At 62.6% G+C, this 16,738-nt stretch carries 19 protein-coding genes and 1 pseudogene; 11 read left to right on the top strand and 9 right to left on the bottom strand.

The features are described 5' to 3' along the window. Positions 1 to 231 precede the first annotated feature (231 nt). The 4 genes and pseudogenes from N0Q91_RS07005 to N0Q91_RS06990 all read left to right on the top strand — a co-directional run bounded on the left by N0Q91_RS07005 (position 232) and on the right by N0Q91_RS06990 (position 3,150). Complete coding sequence (locus N0Q91_RS07005) at positions 232 to 1,320, top strand: AbrB family protein (RefSeq protein ID WP_275597690.1); 1,089 nt, start codon at positions 232 to 234, stop codon at positions 1,318 to 1,320. 115 nt (positions 1,321 to 1,435) lie between these two features. Then, a complete protein-coding gene (locus N0Q91_RS07000) occupies positions 1,436 to 1,810 on the top strand; it encodes a COG4315 family predicted lipoprotein (RefSeq protein ID WP_100671642.1) in 375 nt (124 codons plus the stop codon). Continuing rightward, a pseudogene (locus tag N0Q91_RS06995) lies at positions 1,794 to 2,347 on the top strand (RNA polymerase sigma factor). Before N0Q91_RS07000 ends, N0Q91_RS06995 begins: the two are co-directional and overlap by 17 nt. After that, complete coding sequence (locus N0Q91_RS06990; RefSeq protein WP_275597689.1) at positions 2,344 to 3,150, top strand: anti-sigma factor family protein; 807 nt, start codon at positions 2,344 to 2,346, stop codon at positions 3,148 to 3,150. Before N0Q91_RS06995 ends, N0Q91_RS06990 begins: the two are co-directional and overlap by 4 nt. Before the next feature lie 19 nt (positions 3,151 to 3,169). Here N0Q91_RS06990 and N0Q91_RS06985 read toward each other — a convergent pair whose 3' ends face one another. The 4 genes from N0Q91_RS06985 to N0Q91_RS06970 form a co-directional block, all read right to left on the bottom strand. Further along, the gene (locus N0Q91_RS06985; RefSeq protein WP_275597688.1) at positions 3,170 to 3,556 is read right to left on the bottom strand and encodes a nitrile hydratase accessory protein; all 387 of its coding nucleotides are present in this window, start codon (positions 3,554 to 3,556) and stop codon (positions 3,170 to 3,172) included. After that, complete coding sequence (gene nthB / locus N0Q91_RS06980; protein ID WP_100671645.1) at positions 3,543 to 4,202, bottom strand: nitrile hydratase subunit beta; 660 nt, start codon at positions 4,200 to 4,202, stop codon at positions 3,543 to 3,545. Before nthB ends, N0Q91_RS06985 begins: the two co-directional genes overlap by 14 nt. Then, positions 4,199 to 4,840: a nitrile hydratase subunit alpha gene (nthA, locus tag N0Q91_RS06975; protein ID WP_127712018.1), complete on the bottom strand. Its 642-nt coding sequence runs from the start codon at positions 4,838 to 4,840 to the stop codon at positions 4,199 to 4,201. The genes nthB and nthA overlap by 4 nt, the downstream gene beginning before the upstream one ends. Positions 4,841 to 4,906: 66 nt before the next feature. Then, the gene (locus tag N0Q91_RS06970; RefSeq protein ID WP_018095390.1) at positions 4,907 to 5,500 is read right to left on the bottom strand and encodes a LysE family translocator; all 594 of its coding nucleotides are present in this window, start codon (positions 5,498 to 5,500) and stop codon (positions 4,907 to 4,909) included. Positions 5,501 to 5,905: 405 nt separating this feature from the next. On the opposite strand from N0Q91_RS06970, the gene N0Q91_RS06965 reads away from it, so the two are divergent. Continuing rightward, positions 5,906 to 6,634, top strand: coding sequence for a class I SAM-dependent methyltransferase (locus tag N0Q91_RS06965; RefSeq protein ID WP_275597687.1), 729 nt, complete (start codon positions 5,906 to 5,908; stop codon positions 6,632 to 6,634). Between the two features lie 102 nt (positions 6,635 to 6,736). On the opposite strand, the gene N0Q91_RS06960 is transcribed toward N0Q91_RS06965, so the two are convergent. Both N0Q91_RS06960 and N0Q91_RS06955 read right to left on the bottom strand, forming a co-directional pair. Next, positions 6,737 to 6,961, bottom strand: a complete 225-nt coding sequence (locus tag N0Q91_RS06960; RefSeq protein WP_003533858.1) for a hypothetical protein — start codon at positions 6,959 to 6,961, stop codon at positions 6,737 to 6,739. A 156-nt stretch (positions 6,962 to 7,117) separates the two neighbouring features. After that, positions 7,118 to 7,327: a cold-shock protein gene (locus tag N0Q91_RS06955; protein ID WP_003533862.1), complete on the bottom strand. Its 210-nt coding sequence runs from the start codon at positions 7,325 to 7,327 to the stop codon at positions 7,118 to 7,120. A gap of 311 nt (positions 7,328 to 7,638) precedes the next feature. Here N0Q91_RS06955 and N0Q91_RS06950 point away from each other — a divergent pair, with 311 nt between their 5' ends. Next, entirely contained in the window at positions 7,639 to 8,484 is an 846-nt protein-coding gene (locus N0Q91_RS06950) for an aldo/keto reductase (RefSeq protein WP_275597686.1), read from the top strand. A gap of 111 nt (positions 8,485 to 8,595) precedes the next feature. Here N0Q91_RS06950 and ilvN read toward each other — a convergent pair whose 3' ends face one another. Continuing rightward, positions 8,596 to 9,168, bottom strand: coding sequence for an acetolactate synthase small subunit (ilvN, locus tag N0Q91_RS06945; RefSeq protein ID WP_018095393.1), 573 nt, complete (start codon positions 9,166 to 9,168; stop codon positions 8,596 to 8,598). Positions 9,169 to 9,189: 21 nt separating this feature from the next. Continuing rightward, complete coding sequence (locus tag N0Q91_RS06940; protein WP_018095394.1) at positions 9,190 to 10,968, bottom strand: acetolactate synthase 3 large subunit; 1,779 nt, start codon at positions 10,966 to 10,968, stop codon at positions 9,190 to 9,192. 347 nt (positions 10,969 to 11,315) lie between these two features. Between N0Q91_RS06940 and N0Q91_RS06935 the strand changes: the two genes are divergently transcribed. The 3 genes from N0Q91_RS06935 (at position 11,316) to N0Q91_RS06925 (ending at position 14,298) form a co-directional block, all read left to right on the top strand. Further along, the gene (locus N0Q91_RS06935) at positions 11,316 to 13,352 is read left to right on the top strand and encodes an ATP-binding protein (RefSeq protein ID WP_275597685.1); all 2,037 of its coding nucleotides are present in this window, start codon (positions 11,316 to 11,318) and stop codon (positions 13,350 to 13,352) included. 112 nt (positions 13,353 to 13,464) lie between these two features. Beyond that, complete coding sequence (locus tag N0Q91_RS06930) at positions 13,465 to 13,815, top strand: hypothetical protein (RefSeq protein ID WP_100671651.1); 351 nt, start codon at positions 13,465 to 13,467, stop codon at positions 13,813 to 13,815. Positions 13,816 to 13,857: 42 nt separating this feature from the next. Next, positions 13,858 to 14,298: a DUF6841 family protein gene (locus N0Q91_RS06925; protein ID WP_100671652.1), complete on the top strand. Its 441-nt coding sequence runs from the start codon at positions 13,858 to 13,860 to the stop codon at positions 14,296 to 14,298. 64 nt (positions 14,299 to 14,362) lie between these two features. Here the strand turns inward: N0Q91_RS06925 and miaA are convergent, their stop codons facing one another. Further along, positions 14,363 to 15,274 carry a tRNA (adenosine(37)-N6)-dimethylallyltransferase MiaA gene (gene miaA, locus N0Q91_RS06920; protein ID WP_275598095.1) on the bottom strand — a complete coding sequence of 304 codons (912 nt, stop codon included), beginning with the start codon at positions 15,272 to 15,274 and terminating at the stop codon, positions 14,363 to 14,365. Here miaA and serB point away from each other — a divergent pair. Further along, entirely contained in the window at positions 15,273 to 16,160 is an 888-nt protein-coding gene (serB, locus tag N0Q91_RS06915; protein ID WP_275597684.1) for a phosphoserine phosphatase SerB, read from the top strand. The genes miaA and serB overlap by 2 nt on opposite strands. Next, positions 16,157 to 16,732 (top strand): GNAT family N-acetyltransferase, encoded by a 576-nt coding sequence (locus N0Q91_RS06910; RefSeq protein ID WP_275597683.1) that lies wholly within the window; start codon positions 16,157 to 16,159, stop codon positions 16,730 to 16,732. Before serB ends, N0Q91_RS06910 begins: the two co-directional genes overlap by 4 nt. Positions 16,733 to 16,738 lie beyond the last annotated feature (6 nt).

Raw genomic sequence — 16,738 nt, 5'->3', positions numbered from 1 at the left:
GGATTCGGCCGCCCGGCGCAAGTGCGGATTTGGCCGGCCAGCCAACGAAGCTCGTGCGGTGCTGCTGCGGGAGGCCATCACGTCAGCAATCCACGACTTTGTGGCCGACTTCCGGCAAAACGGCTGTGGCACTTTTTTGCACCGCACCTTGAATTGGGGCGGCCGATCCTGCTACCAACGGTGCGCTGCATACAGTGTGCAGGAAGTCGCGCCGCCCGCCGGAGAATGACCTTGAAGCCGGAACAGCCCTCAACCCCGACGCTGCCCAGGAACGGCGGACTGGGACGTCTGTCCGCCGTTTGGCAGTGGTGTCTGCTGGCCCTGCTCTCCGCCGTCTTCGCCGGCCTCCTCGAAATGATCGGAATTCCTGCGGGGCTGCTGATGGGGCCGATGATCGCCGGTGCGCTCGTCGGCATGAATGGCGGAACGATCCGGCTGCCGCGACAACTCTTCTTTTGCGTTCAGGTCGTGCTGGCGATGATGATCGCCGCTTCGATGAGTCCCGATCTTCTCGTGACCTTTTCCGGCAATTGGCTCCTCTTTCTCGCCATCATTCTTTCGGTGATCGGCGTCAGCACGCTCTGCGGCTGGACGATCACCCGGATGGGCATCCTGCCGGGCACGACCGCGATCTGGGGCTCGTCGGCGGGCGCTGCCTCGACCATGCTACTGATGGCCGATGCCTATGGCGCGGACGCCCGGCTCGTCGCCTTCATGCAATATCTGCGCGTCGTCTTCGTCGCCAGCACGGCGACCATCGTGTCTCATCTCTGGGTGAGCGGCGTCGAAGCCGAAACGGCACCTCACTGGTTCGCCCCGCTTGCCGGTCTGCCTTTCATCATGGCGCTCGCCGTCGGAATCGCGGGCGGCTTCCTTGGCAAGATACTGCGTGTCCCGGCCGGCGCCTTCCTCGTGCCCTTTGCAATCGGCTCGGCCCTCAACATTACCGGAACGCTTACGATCGAACTGCCGCAATGGCTGCTGGCGCTCTCTTTCGCGATGCTCGGATGGAATATCGGCCTCGGCTTCACGCGGGCAATTCTGGTGCATGCGCGGCGCGCTCTGATGCCGACGATCGTCTCCATCCTCGTGCTGATTGCCTTTTCCGGCTTTCTCGCTCTGTTGCTCGTCAAGGTCGCCGGGACCGATCCGCTGACCGCCTATCTCGCGACCAGTCCCGGCGGGCTCGATTCGATCGCCGTCATCGCTGCCTCGAGTGACGTCGACCTGCCATTCGTCATGGCCTTGCAGACGACCCGTCTGCTCATCATCACGCTGATCGGCCCCGCCCTCGCCCGCTTCGTCGCCGACCGGGCATAAACCCAGCGCCACAATCGTTACTTGCGCAGGGAATAAATCCGTAGCGTTCCGTGTCTTATCCTCGAACCCGCCCGAGCGCGGTTCTACGTCGAAGACATCTGAGGAAGGAACGCCCATGAGAACGCTTGCGTTGACCATCGCCATCTCACTTGCCACGGCCGCCGCCGCCTTTGCCGCTCCGCCCGTGAAAACGGTCGAGTCGGAGAAAGGGCCGGTGCTCGCCGCCGAAAACGGCATGACGCTCTACACTTTCAAAAACGACAAAAAGGGCGTCTCTGCCTGCTATGATGCCTGCGCCACGAATTGGCCGCCCTTCATGGTGGAAGGCGACGCAACGGCCGAGGGTGCCTTTTCGGTCGTGGAGCGAAAGGACGGCAGCAAACAATGGGCGAAGGACGGCATGCCCCTTTATTTCTGGGTGAAGGACAAGAAAATGGGTGACGTCACCGGCGACGGCGTGAAGGGCGTATGGGATGCCGCACGGCCGTGATGGCTTGAATAAACGCGCGGGGAGGAAATCTCCTCCGCCGACCCGTTCGAGGAGGACGTCCTGGCGCTGATTCCGGCGCTCAGGCGTTACTCGCGCAGCCTCGCGCGTTCCGATACGGATGGCGAAGATCTGCTGCAGGACTGCGTCGAAAAAGTGCTTACGAGACGCGCGCAATGGCGAGGCGTGAACCTTCGCGCCTGGGTCTTCACGATCATGACCAATCTTTATCGCAACGGGCGACGCCGCCGCGCTCAGCACCCGGAAGTGGAGCTTGACGAGACGCTCGGCCTTCGCGCGGAGGAAAACAATGCGGATCCTCTGGAGCGGCAGCGTCTGCTGCGCGCACTCGAGCGGCTCTCCGCGGACAATCGCGCCGTTCTGATGCTCGTCGTCATCGAGGGATATCGCTATCAGGATGTGGCAGACATGATGGAAATTCCGGTCGGGACCGTGATGTCCCGCCTTTCGCGAGCCCGCCGCCAACTCGCCGAAGCGATGAAGGACGATAACGTGATCGCCCTGCGGAGACCCAAATGAGCGCCGACTTCGAAACCGTCTCCGATGACGATCTCCACGCCTATGTGGATGGCCACCTGGCGCAACCGGAGCGCGAGCGCATCGAAGCCTGGCTGGAAAAGCAGCCGGCAAAGGCCGAAGAGGTCCGTCAGTGGCAGGCGCAGGCGACGGCGCTGAAGCAGCATTTCGCCTCTTATGCCCGCAGCGGCGAGGAAGATCGCTCGCTTATATCCGCCCGCCGAAAATCACGGAGTACCGGATGGGCATCGGCGGTGCCGACGCTGCGACGTCTCGCCGCCGGGCTTCTGATCTTTGCCGCGGGCGCGCTCGCCGGAGCCTATGGACCTGACCTCGTGGCTCCGCCGCGCGAGTCCGCCGATGCCTCCGAGGCGCTCCCCCGGCAGGCACAATCGGCATTTCTGATCTATGCCAGCGAAGTCCGCCACCCAGTGGAGGTCGGTGCCGGCGAGCGGGAGCATCTCGCCACATGGCTCGGCAAACGCCTCGATTATGGGCTGAAAATTCCCGACCTGTCCTCGCTGGGATTCTCGCTCGTCGGCGGGCGCCTCGTGCCGGTCAACGATACGGCAGGCGCAATGCTGATGTATGAAGACGTGACGGGGGAACGGCTAACGGTCCTTCTCGGCCGCAACCCGGAAAATCGCGAAACGAGTTTCCGTATATCCAGCCGGGGTGAAGTCGAGACCTTCTACTGGATAGACGGCGAAATCGGCTACGCCGTGACGGGCGAAGTGCCGCGCGCCCTGCTGCAGAAGGTTGCCGACGAATGTTATCGCCAGTTCGAGGCTTCGGAGAGCTCCTGAACCGCCGTCGGACAATCCCTCAACGCAGAGGATCATTCGCGAGCGCGATCGGCGTTCCGTGCGGCGTCGCTTCCGCTGCGCGCTGCCAACTGCCGACCAGCGCTTCCAGTTCACGGCCGGAAGCGAGGGAGAGTTCCGTTACCAGACGGCTCAGCGCCGCAACCCAGCAATCGTAGTAGTCGCTGCCGTCCGCCCTGCGGCCGGGCTTGTAGAGCTCGGCCGAAAGCGCTTCCGCCCATTCGCTCCACGAAAATACACCCTGCTCGTGAAGCCGCACGGTCATGGCAAAGGCGACCGCCTGCCAGGGTTCGGCAAAGACGGGATCGCCCTCGCGCGATTTTGGCAGTTCCGCCGAAGCCAGAAGCGGGGAACGGGCAGGAGCAGGCGTCGATCTATGCGTGTTCAAGATAGCTCTCCCAGGCATCGATAGAGACGGTAAGCGTCGGGTCCGCGCCCTCACCCCAGATCTCGCCGGCGTCGAAGACCACCGTATAGAGCCATTGCGGGTTCTCGCCCCTGCCGTGGGCGTTGTCGTCCGGGAAGACGAAGCCACCCTGCACGGCCTCCACCATGCCTGTCCTGGCGCGGGCGTAGCGCGGCAGGCGCGTGTGGCTCTCCGGATTGAAGTTCTTCGTACGCACTCTCTCGCCGGCGGCAAAACGCGGCGGCGTTTCGACCGGCCGGTCGCATGGCCCGCCCTTGGCGAGCACGCCTGCTACCATATCCGCTGTGAGCACCCGTTTCGGCTCCCGCCCCTTGTCGAGCATGTGGCCGGCGTCGAGCTCGGCTTCCGTCACGAAGCCGTGGCGCTTCAGAAGCGTTTCCAGCGCCCGCGTCCAGATTTCATAATAGCTCGCGGAAAGATAGGTCGCCGGGGGCAGGCTTTCGCGCGCGTGCCGGCTTTCGTCCAGCGTCCAGGCACCGAAAGCGCCACAGGAAAGCGTGATGCCGAGCGCCCGTTTTTCCCACTCTGCATGGAATGTGGGCTCGTTGCGTTCCGGAGCGATCGGACCCATGCCATGCTGACCTCCGAGATCGTGCGGCCCGTTCATCGTACCCCCTCCGGCGAAAGGGCGAGCCCGGTGCCGATCATGGAATCGCGCGTCACGAGCTCTGCCAGGGCGTCCTCGCCGAAGCCATCGGTACCTTCCGGCCGCTCCGGCACCACGAGGTAGCGCAGTTCGGCCGTCGAATCCCAGACGCGAACCTTCTTTTCAGCCGACAGCTCGAGCCCGAACTCGGCAAGCACGCCGCGAGGATCGATAACCGCGCGCGAACGATAGGGCGGCGCCTTGTACCAGACGGGCGGCAGCCCCAGCACTGCCCAGGGATAGCAGGAGCACAGCGTACAGACGATGAGGTTGTGCGTTTCGGGCGTGTTGAACACCGCACGCATGTGCTCGCCCTGGCGCCCGGTGAAACCGAGGCTGGCGATCGCCGCGGTCGCGTCGCGTTTCAGCCAATCGGCAAAATCGACGTCGCTCCAGGCCTTGGCGACGACTCGTGCGCCATTTCGCGGTCCCACCTTCGTCTCGTACGCCTCGACGATCGCGTCGATCGCCGCAGGATCGATCAAACCCTTTTCCGTCAGCACCGTCTCCAGTGCCTTTACCCGGGCTTCCATGTCGGTCAGATGGTTGTCGTGGTGATGGCCGTGATCGTCGCCATGCCCATGATGATGCTCGGACATTCCTGGCTCCTCTACCGAAGGCTACTGATCTTGATGCGTGACCCTAAAAACGTCGCTGTCGGCGGACTATCTGAGCATCGGCCAAAGACTGACGACGAGCAAGACGGCCATGGTGATGTTGAACCATTTGAGCCGCGCAGGTTCCGAGAGCCACTGCCTGAGGGCCGAGCCGAAACCCGCCCAGGTCGAAACGCTCGGCACATTGACGAGCGCGAAGACGACGCCGACGACGAGCACGCTCATGAGATAGCTGTCGCTGCTCGTATAGGTGGCCATGGCCGAAACCGCCATTACCCAGGCCTTCGGATTGACCCATTGGAAAGCAGCCGCCTGCAGGAAGGTCATCGGCACTGCATTCGCCTTTCCTTCGCCGAGCGAGCGAGACGTGCCGATCTTCCAGGCGATCCAGACGAGATAGGCGCCTCCGGCGAACTTCAGGGCCGTATAGAGGAGCGGCACGGAATGAAGCAGCGCGCCGAGACCGAGCCCCACGGCAATGAGAAGAACGAAGAAGCCGATGCCGATCCCCAGCATATGCGGAATCGTGCGCACGAAACCGAAGTTCACGCCCGAGGCGAACAGCATCATGTTGTTCGGTCCGGGCGTGATCGATGTCGTTAAGGCAAACAGGAACAGCGCCAGAAGCGTATCCAGTTGCATGAGTTCCTCCAAAGCCGCGGGTCTGCCGAAAACGCCGCTACAAACCTGGGATTCGCGTCGCGTAATCTCGCGGGCGGCGACCCTGGTGGGTCAAGCTAGCTGACCCAAATGCAACCGCCACCCAAATCTTGTCACGGTGACAAACCGAAAGCCGGGGATGCTGCACCGCCTTGACCCCTGAACCTTTTCCATGGGATAGCCACGCTATGTGTGAACATGACACCCACATTGTCGCCCGGTTCGCCGGCATCCCAACAGGCGGGATGCAGGGGCTTCGCACACGCTGACAACAGCGCCGCGCGTCTATTATACGCGCAGGCACGCGCAACCCCTCAGCCTCGCTCAAAGCGGACGGGGCTTTCTTCTAATTCAGGCGTCCGTCCATCGTCATCATGGAGATGGAAAATGGCACAGAACGTTTACGACAAACCCGAATTCTTCACCGGCTACAGTCAACTCGGTCGATCCCTGCATGGACTCGCCGGCGCTGCCGAATGGCCGGCAATCCGCGCAATGCTGCCCGACCTCAGGGACTTGCGCGTCCTGGATCTCGGCTGCGGCTTCGGCTGGTTCGCCCGCTGGGCGCGGGAGAACGGCGCAGCCCATGTCCTTGGCCTCGACCTCTCCGAAAAAATGATCGCACGCGCGCGGCAAGAAACGGAGGATCCTTCGGTCGAGTATAAAATCGCCGACCTCGAGCATCTGGTTTTGCCCGAGGCGAGCTTCGACTTCGCCTATAGCTCGCTCGCCTTCCATTATATCGAAGACTTCGACCGGCTGGTGCGAACGATCCATAGGAGTCTCCTGCCCGGATCGCATTTCGTCTTCACCATCGAACATCCGGTCTACATGGCTCCGACGAACCCTGGCTGGTCCACGGACGCCGAGGGCCGCCGCATCTGGCCGCTCGATCGCTACTCGGCCGAAGGAAAGCGTGTCACCGACTGGCTTGCCAAGGGCGTCGTCAAGTATCACCGCACGCTCGGCACCACATTGAACACCCTGATTTCAGCCGGTTTTTCGATCCGCCGCGTTCAGGAGTGGAGCCCGACCGCCGATGAGATCGCCCGCAAGCCGGAGCTCGCGGAAGAGGTCGACCGGCCGATGATGCTGCTCGTTGCCGCACAAAGGTAGGAGTCTCGGCCGCGCGGGATGCGCGAGTAGTATTTGCCATCCCTTGCCGCCGCCCTGTTGGAGGGCAAACGCCGAATTTGGGAAATATGCCGTAAGGTCCGCCTACTTTCGCTTCTGCGCCTTGCCCTTCTTGGCGGGGGCGGCAACTGGATTTGCCGCCTCCTCGGCCTCTTTCTCCAGCCGCATCTGTTTGAGGCGTGCCGTCTTCTTCACACGCGCTGCAGCCTCCTGCTCGATAATGGCGCGTGACGCAATTGTGGCCTGATCCGCGCGATCCGCAGGGTTCTTCTTCTCGGCCTTGAAAATACGATTGCCGACGTCCTTCATGCGAGATCCTCCATCAAATTTCAGCCAATAAAAAAGGCCGGGACAGGCCCGACCTTCCTCATCATCTCAACCCGCCGCGCCAGTACATCCGTGGTCACGGGCGGGGAGATAACAATGTCATGAAGTGCCGTGTTAGGGCACAAACGCGCAATCCGTTCAGAGAGCGCGAAGGTTGTCCGCCGAGGTCTTGCCCGAGCGCCGATCCTGCGTCAGCTCGAAGCTTACCTTCTGCCCGTCTTTCAGCGTGGACAGGCCGGCGCGTTCAACCGCCGAAATATGGACGAACACGTCAGCGGCGCCGTCATCTGGCTGGATGAAACCGAAGCCCTTGGTGCTGTTGAACCACTTTACCGTTCCAGAAGCCACGTCGATGTCCTTTCAATAGCCATGGAAAACCGCCACCGCATAAAAACGGTGTATCAAAACCGATGTTGTCAGGATTTTCGTGACGATGCGCCTTGGCGCAGAAACAAATATCGTCGATCAATATCGATACCGAGCTATGTAGGTCATCATTGTGTTTCTTACAAGGCACAATTTTATTTTCTTTCGAGAGAAGACTATCGGCGCGACCGCACGCGGCGGCGTGTCACGGCCGCAATGCTGCGACTTGCTTGTGGACTTTCCCCCACGCGGCCTTAAATCTCGGAACTGGAGCAACTCTCAGGACAATCCCTATGCACGAACCGATCCCGACCATCGTTTTCAAGGACGGCCGCAAGGTTCCCGCGCTCGGCCAGGGGACATGGCGCATGGGCGAAAACCGCGCGAAGTCCGCCGACGAGGTCCGCAGCCTGCAGACCGGGCTCGATCTCGGCATGACGCTGATCGACACTGCAGAGATGTACGGCGACGGCGCTGCCGAACGTATCGTGGGAGAAGCGATCCGGGGTCGGCGCGACGAGGCATTCGTCGTCAGCAAGGTGCTGCCCTCCAACGCCAGCCGCGCGGGTACGGTTGCCGCCTGCGAACGCAGCCTGCGCAATCTCGGCATCGACTGCGTCGATCTTTACCTTCTGCATTGGCGCGGGGGCTATCCGCTCGCCGAAACTGTCGCCGCCTTCGAAGAGCTGAAGAAGGCCGGCAAGATCCGTGCCTGGGGTGTATCCAATTTCGACGTCGACGACATGGAGGAGCTGTCGGCCGTTCCTGACGGCGGCAACGTCGCGGCCAATCAGGTGCTCTACAATCTCGCCCGCCGCGGCATCGAATTCGACCTGCTGCCCCGGTGCCGCGATCAAGGCGTGCCGGTCATGGCCTACTCACCGCTTGACGAGGGCCGCCTTCTGCATGACGCCGATCTGATTCATGTCGCCAAGGCGCATCAGGCGACGCCCGCCCAGGTGGCACTCGCCTTTTTGAAGACGCGTTCCGGCGTGATTTCGATCCCGAAGACCGGTTCCCCCGAACGCGCCCGCGAAAACCGCGACGCGATGGATATCCGCCTTACGACGGAAAATCTCGACGAACTCGACCGCCACTTCCCGCCGCCGCGAAGGAAGACGCGGCTGGAGGTGATTTGATGCCATAGGGTACCCAGACGGGTGAAGTGGGCTTGAAAGGGTGCGGCGGGTGCAGCCCCTCCCACCTGTGGGGAGGCGCGCGCCCCGAAGGGCGCGATCTTCCTCGCTTCTTTACATTCCCTGGGGCCCGCGGTTCATCGCGGCGATGCCGGTGCGGCAGACTTCGATCAGCCCGAGCGGCTTCATGATGGCGATGAACTGCTCGATCTTGGAAGGCTTGCCGGTGATCTCGAATACGAAGTGATCGATGTTGGCGTCGATGACCGAGGCACGGAAGGCGTCGGCGAGCCTGAGCGCCTCCACCCGATGTTCTCCCGAGCCGTGTACCTTGACGAGCGCCAGTTCGCGCTCGATCGGCCGCTCATGGCCCAGACCGGCGGCGCGGACCGTGAGATCTACGACCCGGTGCACCGGCACCAGACGTTCGAGCTGGTTCTTGATCTGCTCGAGCACGTGCGGCGTGCCGCGGGTCACGATGGTGATGCGCGAGAGATGAGCCTCGTGCTCCGTCTCGGAGACCGTCAGGCTCTCGATATTGTAGCCGCGGCCGGAGAAAAGGCCGATGACGCGGGCGAGCACGCCCGGCTCGTTGTCGACCAGAACGGAAAGCGTGTGCGTTTCCGCAAGCTCCGTTTCCTTGGCGATGAAGTAGGCGGAGCCCGTCGCCTGAAGATGTGCATTCATTTTCCTGTTCCTACCTTGTCCTCAAACGAGCTGGCGGCCCTTGGCATCGATGGCGTTGGCGACCACCTCGTCCGTTGCCTCGTCGGGGAGCAGCATCTCGTTATGCGCCTTGCCCGAAGGGATCATCGGGAAGCAGTTTGCGAGATTGGCGACGCGGCAGTCGAAGATGACCGGGGCCGGTGTGTCGATCATCTGCCGGATCGCATCGTCGAGCTCTCCCGGCTTTTCGCAACGGATGCCGACGCCGCCATAGGCCTCGGCGAGCTTGACGAAGTCCGGCATCGCCTCGGTGTAGGAATGCGACAGCCGGTTGCCGTGCAGGAGCTGCTGCCACTGCCGGACCATGCCCATATATTGATTGTTCAGGATGAAGATCTTGACCGGCAGGCCGTACTGAACCGCGCACGACATCTCCTGGATACACATCTGGATCGAGGCGTCGCCGGCGATGTCGATGACAAGGCTCTCCGGATGCGCGACCTGGACGCCGACCGCGGCCGGGAATCCATAGCCCATGGTGCCGAGGCCACCCGAGGTCATCCAGCGGTTCGGCTCTTCGAAGCCGAAGAACTGCGCCGCCCACATCTGGTGCTGGCCGACTTCGGTGGTGATGTAGGTGTCGCGGTCCTTGGTGAGCTCGTAAAGCCGCTGGATCGCATATTGCGGCATGATGACGTCGGCACTCGGCGTATAGGCCAGCGAGTTGCGCGCCCGCCACCTGGAGATCTCTTTCCACCAGTCGCCAAGCCGCGCCTGGTCGACCGTCTTGGCCGCAGCACGCCACAGGCGGATCATGTCCTCGAGCACAGCGGCGACGTCACCGATGATCGGAACGTCGACGCGGACGTTCTTGTTGATGGAGGACGGGTCGATATCGATGTGGATCTTCTTCGAGTTGGGCGAGAAGGCATTGAGCCGGCCGGTGATCCGGTCGTCGAAGCGCGCGCCGATGCAGATCATGAGGTCGCAATCATGCATCGCCAGGTTGGCTTCGTAGGTCCCATGCATGCCGAGCATGCCAAGCCAGTTCTTGCCGGAGGCCGGATAGGCGCCGAGGCCCATCAGCGTCGACGTGATCGGGAAGCCGGTGAGCTCGACCAGTTCGCGCAGGAAATGTGCGGCCTGCGGCCCGGAATTGATGACGCCGCCGCCCGAGTAGATGACCGGCTGGCGCGCCGTTTTCATGAGCGCGACCGCCTCCTCGATCCTCTTCAGGTCCCCTTGGGTCTTCGGCTGGTAGCTCTTCTGTGTCGGAACGGCCGAAGGCGGCGTATAGGTACCGGTTGCGAACTGAACGTCCTTCGGAATGTCGACGACGACCGGACCCGGACGGCCCGACTGAGCAACGCGGAAAGCCTCATGGATGACGCGGGCGAGCTCGTTGACGTCCCTGACCAGCCAGTTGTGCTTGGTGCAGGGCCGGGTGATGCCGATCGTGTCGCATTCCTGGAAGGCGTCCGAGCCGATCAGCGACGTCGGTACCTGCCCCGAGATGCAGACGAGCGGGATCGAGTCCATCAGCGCGTCCTGCAGCGGCGTGACCGCATTGGTTGCTCCCGGGCCTGAAGTCACCAGCATGACGCCGACCTTGCCGGTGGAGCGGGCATATCCTTCGGCCATATGGCCGGCGCCCTGCTCGTGGCGGACGAGGATGTGCTGGATATCCTCCTGCTGGAAAATCTCGTCGTAGATCGGGAGCACGGCACCGCCGGGATAACCGAAGATGTGTTCGACGCCATTGTCTTTCAAAGCCTGGAGAACGATCTCCGCGCCCGTCATCTGGTTCTCAGTTCCGCTCATTGGCCTGCTTCCGTCCCTCGTTCAGGTTTGGGTGAATAACGTGTTTGAAGGCATAAAAAAAGGCCCCGTCAGGAGCCTCGTTCAGCGCATGGGTGGCTACCGCCGGATGGTTACACCATCCTGCCCATGCGCCGTCCCACCACAAGAATAACCGCGAAATTTTTCATGGGGCGATTTGTTAAACGGAAATTCCCCATCCGTCAACGGCTTTGGCGGGTCCCGATCGGCACGGCCTGCGAGCAACCAGTTATTAAACCGCAGCCGCTATCCTGGGACGCAGCAAGGAAAAGGCGCCGGATTCGGCGCGCATCCTGCTGCTGATTGGCGTTTTCGCCCGAGGTGCTGCGTTGCTCGAAAGTGGAAATCAATCGGCGCCTCGCGCCGCCGAGACGGATCGCCGCGATACGTTCAAGCCCGGCAATCGATTTCTCGGGCGGGTCGTCGCCTGCAACGGCTCGCGCGCCACGATCGCGGCGGTCGCCGAAAATGGCGAGACTTCGCTCACCGAGCTCTGGTCGGTCGGCAAGTTGGTTTCGATTTCCGTCGGCACCAACCGTGTCGTCGCACTCGTCTATTCGATGCAGACCGTTTCCGAGGGCTGGGGCGAAGAGGTCAACAATACTTTCCGCATCGAAGTCGAATTGATGGGCGAGGTTCATGTCGGTGCGGATGGGCGGGAAGAGTTTTCCGCCGGCATCAGCCGCTATCCCTATCTCGGAGCGATTGCCCACCGCATCCGCGTGAGCGATCTCGCCCGCATCTACGACTCCGGTCAATCGGACAGTTGCGTCATCGGCAAGCTGACGCAGGACGAAAGTCTCGACGCCACCATCCATGTGCCTTCCATGCTTGCCAAGCACTTTGCCATCGTCGGCACCACCGGCGTCGGCAAGTCGACCGCCGTGACACTGCTCCTGAACAAGGCGATCGCCGCCGACCCGAAGCTGCGTGTGCTGATCCTCGATCCGCACAACGAGTTCGCCGCCGCCTTTCCCGACCAGGCGGTGGTAATCGACACGGATACGCTCGACCTCCCGTTCTGGTTCTTCCGGCTCGAGGAGTTGGCCGAGGTCATCTTTCGTGGACGCCCGCCGGTGCCGGACGAACTCGATATCCTGCGGGACGTCATCGCCGACGCGAAAAAGGCATTCAAGGGCGGAGAATCCGCGCTGATGCGGCGGCAGACGGAAAAGAGCTCGATCACCGCGGATACCCCCGTCCCATACCGTATTGCCGATCTTCTGGCGCTGATCGATGAGCGCATCGGTCGGCTGGAGGGACGCAACGACAAGCCGTACCTGCGCTCCCTCAAGGTCAGGATCGTCTCCGCAGTCAACGATCCGCGCTACCATTTCATGTTCTCGCAGAACACGATCACGGACACGATCGAGGACACGATTGCAAAGATCTTCCGCATTCCCGGCGACGGCAAGCCGATCGCCACCTTCGAGCTTGCCGGGATCCCTTCGGAAGTCGTCAACTCCCTCGCCTCCGTGCTCTGCCGCATGGCCTTCGAGATAGGCCTCTGGGGCAATGGCGCCATTCATATGCTGGTCGTTTGCGAAGAGGCGCACCGCTATGTGCCGGCCGATCCGTCGCTCGGCTTTGTGCCGACACGCCAGGCTATTTCACGGATCGCCAAAGAGGGTCGCAAATACGGAGTCTCGCTCGGCATCATTACCCAGCGGCCGGGCGAGCTCGATCCGACGATCCTGTCGCAATGCTCGACGGTCTTCGCCATGCGGCTCGCCAACGATCGCGACCAGGAAATCATCCGTTCGGCGATCGCCAATTCGTCGATCTCCACCACCAGCTTCATTTCCTCGATCGGCAACGGCGAGGCAATCGCATTCGGCGAGGCGGTCGCAGTGCCGATGCGCATGCGCTTTGCCCGCGTCGACGATGCGCGGTTGCCCCGCGCCCACGGCATCACCGACAAGGTTGACGACGACGCGCCGCCCCTCGCCGACCTCCGTTCGATCATCAGCCGAATGCGTGCCGTCAACGGTCCCGACATATCGAGTTTCCAACAGAGCTATCTGGCGTCACAGACCAAGCAGGCGCCGGCGCTCGAGGACAATAACGGGAGCGGGAGAAGCACCGGGACCGAGATCGCGGACTCCCATTCGCGACGATACCCCGCATTCGAGCCCTATAGCCCCGACATGCTTCCCCGCCCGTCCGAGCCGGGAAACCAGGAGTTCGAACGCTTCAGCCGGATCCGCGAGCAGATCCTGTCCGGAGAGGCGGAACGGATGTCGGGCCGGCCCGCCGAGGCGCCCGGCCAACCGGATGCAGGCTTCGCCACGCCGGCACCGCGTCACGAGGGGTCCCTTCGCGAAAGCCTGCTCAGGCGACCACTCGGCAGCCTCATCCGCAAATAGAACGGAAGCGGAGGGTACGGTGCGTCCTGACCGCTCAACCTGCCCTGATTGCAATTTTGGATCCGGGGGCTCCTCTCAAGCGTTGAGGTGACGTCAAGGCGAGGAGACGATCATGGACGACACTGACGCATGGAGAAACGAGCGGCGCCTCTGGCTTGAGGGCTCCGATCCCTATCGCGAATTGCTGGACGAAGACTGCATCATGGCATTCCCTGCGCCGGTTGGTCTGCTGCGCGGACGATCGGTCATAATCCGAAGTCTCCAGGGAATTCCGCGGTGGGAACATCTCACGATCAGCGAGAAAGTCATGAGCCGGATCGGCGAGAACTTCATCGTGCTCGGCTATCTTGCGGAGGCGCGACGCGCGGAAGGTGGGCCTTATGCGGCCTGTTGTACCTCGACCTATCACGGCGTGGGAGCAGACTGGAAGCTTATTCAACACCAGCACACGCCGGTTGATTGACGGCCCGCAAGCCTCCGCCTCCGTTACGCGGAGCAAATTGGGATGAAAATCATGGAAGAGATTTTGACGCGCTTCTTCGAGCGCTACGAGAGCATGGCCAATCAGGTCCTTGCGGGGGCGCTTCCGGTCGGAAGTACGACCTCCGCCTTCGCCACGGACTTTATCGCCGCCTCACCGGCCGGAGTCATGACGGGAAAAAACGACGAGACCCTGACGGCTTCGATGGAAAAGGGTTATGCCCGCTATCGTGCTATCGGCACCAGGGAATTGAAGATCCGCAAAACCACGGTAACGCCGATCGATGCGCTGCATTTTCTCGTAAGGGTCGATTGGCGCTCCGTCTTCGACGCCGAGGAACAGCCGAATGTCACCATCGATTTCGAGGTTCATTACCTCGTTCAGCTGCGTGGCGGCGAGCCGAAGATTTTCGGTTGGATCAGCGGCGACGAGGAGGCGGTATTGAAGGAGCACGGCATCGACTGACGCTTCTGATGCCGCTTCAGACCGCAGCATAATGCTCAAGGAGCCTCAGCCCTGTGCTCGTTGTTCAGTCCAAGGCATCCGGACCCTCGATACGCTGCCAGGTCTCGTCAAGCTGGTTGCGAAACCAGGTCATCTGACGCTTGGCATATTGCCGCGTTGCCGCCGCGCCGGCCTCGATCACCTGCGCCTCGCTCATCTCGCCTCTCAGCATCGCGGCGATCTGTGGGACGCCGATCGCCTTCATCACCGGCATCTCCGGAGGAAGGCGAAGCGTGAGAAGCGCGCGCACCTCCTCGACGGCGCCTCTCGCAAGCATCGTCTCGAAGCGCCGATCAATACGGCCATGAAGAAGCCGCCGCTCCGGCAATACGACGATCTTCTGCGCGCGCGCCGGGTCGATGTTCACCGGCCCACGGCTCTGCTGGTAAGATCCTATCGGCCTTCCCGTGGCCTCGATTACCTCCAGCGCGCGCACGATACGCTGCCCATCGCCGGGTTGCACGCGCGCCGCCGTCTCCGGATCGCGCTCGGAAAGTTCACCGTGCAGCGCCTCGGCGCCCTCCTCCGTCAGGCGCGCACGCAGGCGCTGGCGGATCGCCGGCGGAATCTCGGGCATATCCGATAGCCCTCCGATCAGCGCTTTGAAATAGAGGCCCGTGCCGCCGACGAAGACCGGCAGCCGCCCTTCCTTTCTCAGCCGCGCCACCAGCGCTTCCGCTTCGCGGAGCCACACGCCGGTGGAATAGGCCCGGCCCGGCGGGACGTGACCGTAGAGGAAATGCTCGACGCCCCCCATCTCGCTTTCATCCGGCCGCGCGGTCAGGACTTTCAGCGTCCCGTAGACCTGCATGCTATCCGCATTGATCACGACGCCGCCGTGTCTTTGCGCGAGCTTCACCGCGAGCGCGGACTTGCCGCTGGCGGTCGGCCCGGTTATCAGGATCGCGTCGATGTCTTTCGCAAGGTTTTGCACCATGGCTCTCGTTGCCACGCTTATCGCCAATCCGTCAAATCCCGTTCTGTCGCCAGCACGCGCGGAAGCTGCAGCGGAAAGCCTCGACGCGTCCGGGCTCTATTGGCTCGCGGACGGTATTGCCTGCGACATCGTGTTGAGGGATGGCGCCGAGGCCGGCGAAGCGGAAGCTCGGCTGCGCCAGGCGGTCGCCGGCGCCGCGATCGACGTCGCCGTGCAAGATGCCGAAAGCCGCCGCAAGCGATTTCTGATTGCCGACATGGACTCCACCATGATCGGGCAGGAATGCATCGACGAGCTGGCCGCGGAAGTCGGCTTGAAGGAAAAGGTCGCGGCAATCACCGCGCGCGCCATGAACGGCGAGATCGCTTTCGAGCCGGCACTCGTCGAAAGAGTGGCGCTTCTCCAGGGCCTGCCCGTTACCGTCGTCGCGGAGGTCATCGCCACGCGTATCACATTGACGCCGGGTGGCCGCGAACTGATTGCTACGATGAAGGCGAAGGGACATTACAGCGCCCTCGTCTCCGGCGGCTTCACCGTATTTACCGGCCCTATCGCAGAGAAGCTCGGATTCGACGAAAACCGTGCCAACATTCTCGTTGAAGAGAACGGCAAGCTGACCGGCGACGTTGCCCGGCCGATCCTCGGCAAGCAGGCCAAGGTCGACGCGCTCATCGACATTTCTGAACGGCTCGGCATCACGCCGGCGGACGTCATCGCCGTCGGCGACGGTGCCAACGATCTCGGAATGCTGCAGCTTGCCGGCACTGGAGTGGCGCTCCACGCTAAGCCCGTCGTTGCCGAACAGGCGAAGATCCGCATCGACCATGGCGACCTCACCGCCCTGCTCTATCTCCAGGGATACCGCAAGACGGATTTCGTGACGTGATCATTCTAGAGACCGAGCGGCTCAGGCTCCGTGCCTGGGCCGAGACCGACCGCGAACTCTTTGCCGAGATCAACAACGATCCCACGGTCATGGAGTTCTTCCCGTTCCGCCGCACCCGCGCGGAGGCCGACGCGCTTTTCGACCGCAACAACCGCAACATCTTCGAAACCGGCTTCGGCTTCTTCGCGCTCGCGCTCCGTGAGAACGACGCACCGGTCGGCTTCTGCGGACTTGCACGCACCGATCTCGAACCGCACCTGCCCGACGGCACCGTCGAGATCGGTTGGCGCCTGGCTCTCCCCCATTGGGGAAAGGGCTACGTGACGGACGCAGCCCGGGCGCTTCTCGATTATGGATTCGGCGAGAGGAAGCTAGGGGAGATCGTTGCCATCGCCGTTCCGGCCAACACGCGCTCCACCGCCGTGATGAAGCGGATCGGCATGCGCCCCGATTCCATGCGCGACTTCGATCATTCCGGCGTTCCGGACACGCATCCGCAGCTCAAACGCCACGTGCTTTACGCAATAACCGCGGAAGAATGGCGGCGGGATGGCCTTGCCGCGAAGCGGTAGCGCCCC

It is taken from the genome of Sinorhizobium prairiense (genome assembly GCF_029201645.2).
GTDB lineage: Bacteria > Pseudomonadota > Alphaproteobacteria > Rhizobiales > Rhizobiaceae > Sinorhizobium > Sinorhizobium meliloti_A.
Note: the sequence above shows the minus strand (reverse complement) of the source record. Positions and strands in the feature narration are given on the sequence as shown.